The 6,000-nt window shown below is 68.7% G+C and carries 6 protein-coding genes; 4 read left to right on the top strand and 2 right to left on the bottom strand.

Features of this window, described 5'->3' with window-relative positions; translation table 11 throughout:
* Positions 1–26 precede the first annotated feature (26 nt).
* The 3 genes from ACIQM3_RS34030 to ACIQM3_RS34040 all read left to right on the top strand — a co-directional run bounded on the left by ACIQM3_RS34030 (position 27) and on the right by ACIQM3_RS34040 (position 3,501).
* Positions 27–1,022 carry a cation diffusion facilitator family transporter gene (locus ACIQM3_RS34030; RefSeq protein WP_401631232.1) on the top strand — a complete coding sequence of 332 codons (996 nt, stop codon included), beginning with the start codon at positions 27–29 and terminating at the stop codon, positions 1,020–1,022.
* A gap of 264 nt (positions 1,023–1,286) precedes the next feature.
* The gene (ahcY, locus tag ACIQM3_RS34035) at positions 1,287–2,744 is read left to right on the top strand and encodes an adenosylhomocysteinase (RefSeq protein WP_401631234.1); all 1,458 of its coding nucleotides are present in this window, start codon (positions 1,287–1,289) and stop codon (positions 2,742–2,744) included.
* Positions 2,745–2,868: 124 nt separating this feature from the next.
* The gene (locus ACIQM3_RS34040) at positions 2,869–3,501 is read left to right on the top strand and encodes a hypothetical protein (protein WP_401631236.1); all 633 of its coding nucleotides are present in this window, start codon (positions 2,869–2,871) and stop codon (positions 3,499–3,501) included.
* Between the two features lie 80 nt (positions 3,502–3,581).
* Here ACIQM3_RS34040 and ACIQM3_RS34045 read toward each other — a convergent pair whose 3' ends face one another.
* Positions 3,582–4,532, bottom strand: coding sequence for an RDD family protein (locus ACIQM3_RS34045; RefSeq protein WP_401631238.1), 951 nt, complete (start codon positions 4,530–4,532; stop codon positions 3,582–3,584).
* Positions 4,533–4,652: 120 nt separating this feature from the next.
* On the opposite strand from ACIQM3_RS34045, the gene ACIQM3_RS34050 reads away from it, so the two are divergent.
* Positions 4,653–5,660, top strand: a complete 1,008-nt coding sequence (locus ACIQM3_RS34050) for a stage II sporulation protein M (protein ID WP_401631240.1) — start codon at positions 4,653–4,655, stop codon at positions 5,658–5,660.
* A gap of 135 nt (positions 5,661–5,795) precedes the next feature.
* Here the strand turns inward: ACIQM3_RS34050 and ACIQM3_RS34055 are convergent.
* Positions 5,796–6,000, bottom strand: a 205-nt coding sequence (locus ACIQM3_RS34055; RefSeq protein WP_401631242.1) for a hypothetical protein, incomplete at its 5' end; no start/stop codon positions are given.

Genomic DNA, 6,000 nt, shown 5'->3' on the forward strand with positions numbered 1-6,000 from the left:
CACCGAGGAAGGGACACCAGGCACCCATGAGCGCGTCAGGCGGAACCAAGGCGATCGTGGCGGCACTCGCCGCCAACCTCGCGATCGCAGTGGCCAAATTCGTGGCGTTCCTCTTCAGTGGCTCTTCATCGATGCTGGCGGAGAGCGTCCACTCACTGGCGGACTCGGGCAACCAGGGGCTCCTGCTGCTCGGCGGCAAGAAGGCCCAGCGGGAGGCGACCCCCCAGCACCCCTTCGGTTACGGGCGTGAGCGCTACATCTACGCCTTCCTCGTCTCCATCGTCCTGTTCTCGGTCGGTGGCATGTTCGCGATCTACGAGGGCTACGAGAAGATCAAGCACCCGCACGAGATCGAGGCCTGGTACTGGCCGGTCGGCGTACTGGTCTTCGCGATCATCGCCGAGAGCTTCTCCTTCCGTACGGCCATCAAGGAGTCCAACCAGACCCGCGGCAAGCTGTCCTGGACGCAGTTCGTCCGCCGCGCCAAGGCGCCCGAGCTTCCCGTCGTCCTTCTCGAGGACCTCGGCGCGCTCGTCGGGCTGATCCTGGCCCTCGGCGGCGTCGGCCTGGCCCTGGGCACCGGAAACGGCGTGTGGGACGGCATCGGCACCCTGTGCATCGGCATCCTGCTGATCGTGATCGCGATCGTTCTCGCCGCGGAGACGAAGTCGCTGCTGCTCGGTGAGGCGGCGGGTACCGAGGACGTCGAGAAGATCCAGGCCTCCGTGGTCGACGGCGACACCGTCACCCGCATCATCCACATGCGCACGCTCCACCTCGGTCCGGAAGAGCTGCTGGTGGCGGCCAAGATCGCGGTGCGGGCCGAGGAGTCCGCCGCCGAGGTCGCGGAAGCGATCAACGCCGCCGAGAACCGGATCCGCGAGGCGGTCCCGATCGCCCGGGTCATCTACCTCGAACCCGACATCTACGACGAGAAGGCGGCTGCCGCGGGCACCAACCCGGGCAAGGCACCGGGCGGCCCCGCGTCTCCCGACGGCACACCGACGGAATCCGGCCACTGACCCCCTGAAGATCGGCCCCGAACGGCCCTGCGACCCACGCCGCCCCCCAGGCGGACTGGGGCTCGCTGGGCCGTTCGGTGTAGATTCGGGGGAGTACCAGACGTCGCTGCTGATGGCGGTCGATCGGTCCGCGCGAGTGGACCGGCCGAGGGAGAGAGGGCCTCCGACGGACTGCACTGCGGATCGCCCGGGCATTCGTGTGCCCGTCGTGGCCGCCGCAGAGCCAGCCAACCACCCTCGACCCACTACGAGGAGCAGCCCGTTATGACGACGGCCGCCAATCGCCAGGACTTCAAGGTCGCCGACCTTTCCCTCGCCGCCTTCGGGCGCAAGGAGATCACCCTCGCCGAGCACGAGATGCCCGGCCTGATGTCGATCCGCGAGGAGTACACCGCCGCCCAGCCGCTGGCCGGCGCGCGGATCACCGGCTCCCTGCACATGACCGTGCAGACCGCGGTGCTCATCGAGACCCTCGTCGCCCTGGGCGCCGAAGTCCGCTGGGCCTCCTGCAACATCTACTCGACCCAGGACCACGCCGCCGCAGCGATCGCGGTCGGTCCGAACGGGACCCCGGACGCCCCCGCCGGCGTCCCGGTCTTCGCCTGGAAGGGCGAAACCCTGGAGGAGTACTGGTGGTGCACGGAGCAGGCTCTGACCTGGCCCAACACCCCCACCGGTGGCCCGAACATGATCCTCGACGACGGTGGTGACGCCACCCTCCTCGTCCACAAGGGCGTCGAGTTCGAGAAGGCCGGCGAGGCCCCGGACCCGTCGACGGCGGACAGCGAGGAGTACGCCTACATCCTCACCCTGCTGAACCGCACCCTCGGCGAGGCGCCGCAGAAGTGGACCCAGCTGGCGTCCGAGATCCGCGGCGTGACCGAGGAGACCACGACCGGTGTGCACCGGCTGTACGAGATGCACCGCGACGGCACCCTCCTTTTCCCGGCGATCAACGTCAACGACGCGGTCACCAAGTCGAAGTTCGACAACAAGTACGGCTGCCGTCACTCGCTGATCGACGGCATCAACCGCGCCACCGACGTCCTCATCGGCGGCAAGACCGCCGTCGTCTGTGGCTACGGCGACGTGGGCAAGGGCTGTGCGGAGTCCCTCCGCGGCCAGGGCGCCCGGGTGATCATCACGGAGATCGACCCGATCTGCGCCCTGCAGGCCGCGATGGACGGTTACCAGGTCACGACGCTGGACGACGTGGTGGAAACCGCGGACATCTTCGTCACGACGACGGGCAACAAGGACATCATCATGGCCTCGGACATGGCCCGGATGAAGCACCAGGCCATCGTCGGCAACATCGGCCACTTCGACAACGAGATCGACATGGCCGGCCTGGCGAAGATCGACGGCATCGTCAAGGACGAGGTCAAGCCGCAGGTCCACACCTGGAAGTTCCCGGACGGCAAGGTCCTGATCGTGCTGTCCGAGGGCCGCCTGCTGAACCTCGGCAACGCCACCGGTCACCCCTCGTTCGTCATGTCCAACTCGTTCGCGGACCAGACCCTGGCCCAGATCGAGCTGTTCACCAAGCCCGAGGAGTACCCGACCGATGTCTATGTGCTGCCGAAGCACCTGGACGAGAAGGTCGCCCGCCTCCACCTCGACGCGCTGGGCGTGAAGCTCACGACCCTGCGCCAGGAGCAGGCCGACTACATCGGCGTCCCGGTGGAAGGCCCGTACAAGTCCGACCTCTACCGCTACTGAGCCTGCCGCCGGCCGACGGCCGGCGCAGCTCTCAGCAGCAGGTCCGAGCGCAGGCCCCCGCACCCCCGTGCCGGGGGCCTGCCCCGTACCGCACCCGCACAGCCCGAGGAACCCGAAGGACCCCATGCCCCGCGGCCGTTATTCGCTCCACGATGTCCACGACCACACCCCCCTCGGCGAAGAACACTTCCACTGCGCGCCCGGCCCCTCCGGCTGGCGCTATGTCTCCCAGACCACGGGCCCCTCGGGCGCCCACCTGGGTTCCGTCGATCTGGCCCTGGACGAGCTCGGCCGCCCCATCCGCCTCGAACTGCACGCCGCGAGCTGGCAGATCCGCGGTGCCGCCCTCGACGGGGTCACCTGGGTACGGACCGACCCCACCGGCACTCATGCCACCGAAGGCAATGTCCGCGCCCACACCTTCTCCGGCACGTCCCCCGCTTTCCTCGTCGCCACTGCCAGGCTCCTTCGCCTCACCCCCGCTTCCCCCGCGACCCGCGTCCGTCTGGTCACCTTCACGGACCCGGTTCTCGCCCCCCGTACCGTCGACCAGTCCTGGTCGCTGCTGAACAGTGAAGCGCACGCCACTGACAACGGGCCCCTGATCGTGGACGAATACCAGGTCAACGCCTTGGACACCGGCGATCAGCACGCCGTGCACATCGCGGGCGACGTGGTGCTGGCGGCGCCGGGCATCGAGCTCGAGCACCTCGAATCCCCGCCCTCGGCCAAGCCCGGTGCGCCGGACGGGGCTTGAGCCGGAGGCATCACACCCGGACGGGAGCGGTCAGGGCTCTGGCTCGTACAGGGTGAGGTGCAGGGGGCAGCCGAGCAGGTTCAGGCGGGCGGGGCGAAGCCGGTCGCGGCCTGCCCCTCGGCCCCGGCCCCGGTCCCGTTCTTGTCGGCGTCGGCAGGAGCCGCTGCGTGCGTGCCTGCGTCCGACGGCCGGACTTCCGTCGGCCGTTCGTCGGAGAACATCCTGTTCAGAGGCGCGGGCACGGGCCCGGCCACGGGCACCTGGAACGGGCCGCCGCGGCCCGCTGTGGCGGTCAGCCGCCGGGTATCCCGCGCCTGCCGCTCGTTCACCACGGCCGCGAGATAGGCGGCCGCCGGCACCCCCTGTGGCACCTGGACACCCGTGCACGCGACGAGGTCCGCGGACAGCCTCTCAGCCATGGACCCGCGCACCATGGCATCGAGCTGGTTCATCCGGGTCAGGTACTGCCGTACGGCCAGCCAGAGCCCGTCCGGTACGCCCGAGAGGTCCAGCTGCGCGAAACGGCCGACCAGCCAGGGCGGGGGAGGGGGCACCGCCAGAGACCGCCCGGCCGGCACCCGCTCACGTACGACGAGCGTTCCCGCGAACACGTCACCGAGCCGACGGCCACGAGCGGACACCAGAGAGGCGATACAGCCCACGACTCCGAACGTCCCCAGGATCTCCACCAGCCCCATCGCCCCCCGCACGAGCGCGTGCCGGAACCGGATCGGCCCACCGTCGTCCCGCACCACGCGAAGGCCGCAGGCGAGTTTTCCGAGCGAGCGGCCATGGCTGAGCGTCTCTACCGCGACAGGCCCGCCCACCAGCACCAGAAGGAACGTGGCGACGGCGACAGCGGCGGTGGCCGCCTCGTCGAGCGTCACGGTAGCCACGGCCAGACCGATGGACAGCAGAACGAAAACGGTCAGGAGCACCGCGAGATCGATGGTGATCGCCAACGCCCGGCTGGGCAGCCTCGCCGGCTGCAGTCCCAGCACGACCGCGTCCCCGGTCACGAGCTCATTCATCGCCACCCACCCCTCGCCGTCCTTGTCTGCCCCTCGGACACCACAGTCTGCCAAGCTGACCCGCAGCGCACCGCTGTAGTACGGACCCGTACGCACCCATGCCTGGAGCAGCAGCCGACCATGGATCTCGACGTCTTCGTGACCACCCACCGCACCGAGTGGGACCGCCTGGACCATCTTCTGCACCGCGGGCGCAGCCTGACAGGTGAGGAGGCGGACGAACTCGTCGCCCTGTACCAACGCACCGCCACCCATCTGTCCTTGATCAGTTCCAGTGCACCGGATCCCGTGCTGACCGCTCGTCTCACGCAGCTCGTGGCCCGCGCTCGCTCCACCGTGACGGGGACCCGCCGCGCCTCGTGGCGTGACGCCGCACGTTTCCTGACCGCCGGCTTTCCCGCTGCCGTCTACCGCTCCCGGCACTGGTGGATACCCACGGCGGTGCTCTCCACGCTCCTGGCGGCCGTCATCGGCTGGTGGATCGGCACACATCCGGAGGTGCAGGCCTCGATCGCCGCCCCGGAGGACCTGCGCGCCCTGACCCGGCCGGGCGGCGAGTACGAGACGTACTACTCCAGCCATCCGGCCGCCTCGTTCGCCGCCCAGGTCTGGACGAACAACGCTCAGGCGGCGGCCATGTGCCTGGTGCTGGGTGCCTTCCTCTGCGTACCGGTGATCTGGATCCTCTTCGTCAACGTGCTCAACCTCGCCGTCGGCATCGGGCTGATGTCCTCGGCCGGCCGTCTCGACACCTTCCTCGGGCTCGTCCTGCCGCACGGCCTGCTCGAGCTCACCGCCGTCTTCGTCGCAGCCGGCACGGGCCTCCGTCTCGGGTGGACGGTCATCGACCCGGGCCCGCGCACCAGACGGTCGGCACTGGCTCAGCGGGGGCGCGCCGCGATCGGCATGGCCATCGGGCTGGCGCTGGTCCTGTTCGTCTCCGGTGTCATCGAAGGGTTCGTCACCCCGTCAGGCCTTCCCACCTGGGCCCGCATCACCATCGGTGTCGCGGCTGAGCTGGCCTTTCTCGCCTACGTCTATGTCCTCGGAGGCCGGGCGGCCCGAGCCGGGGACACCGGGGATGTCGAAGCCGGGGAGCGCAGCGCCGAACTGCCCGCCGCGGCCTGAGGGCCGATGTGCGTCCAGGGCCGCTGACCTGCTAACCTTCAGGTCGCCCACAAAGACTGTTGACACAGCCTGCGTGGAGAGGTAGATTTTAACGGTTCCAAAGAGTTGGACAACCTGCTCGGGAACATCTAAAGTTCATCTCGCTCGTGCGAAGGACGCGATCCTCGCAGAGCCGATCGATTCTTCTCTTTCAAGCAAATGGCCGAGTTCGCTTCGGTCGAATTGCTTCTGATAAAGTCGAGTCAGCCGAAAGGCAAAGGCCACTCCACAGGCCACCGGAATCAAATTCGGACCGGAAACGGAACGGAAAAGAGTCTGGTAAAGTTGGAACCGCCGGAAA

The organism is Streptomyces sp. NPDC091271 (genome assembly GCF_044757505.1).
Lineage (GTDB): Bacteria > Actinomycetota > Actinomycetes > Streptomycetales > Streptomycetaceae > Streptomyces.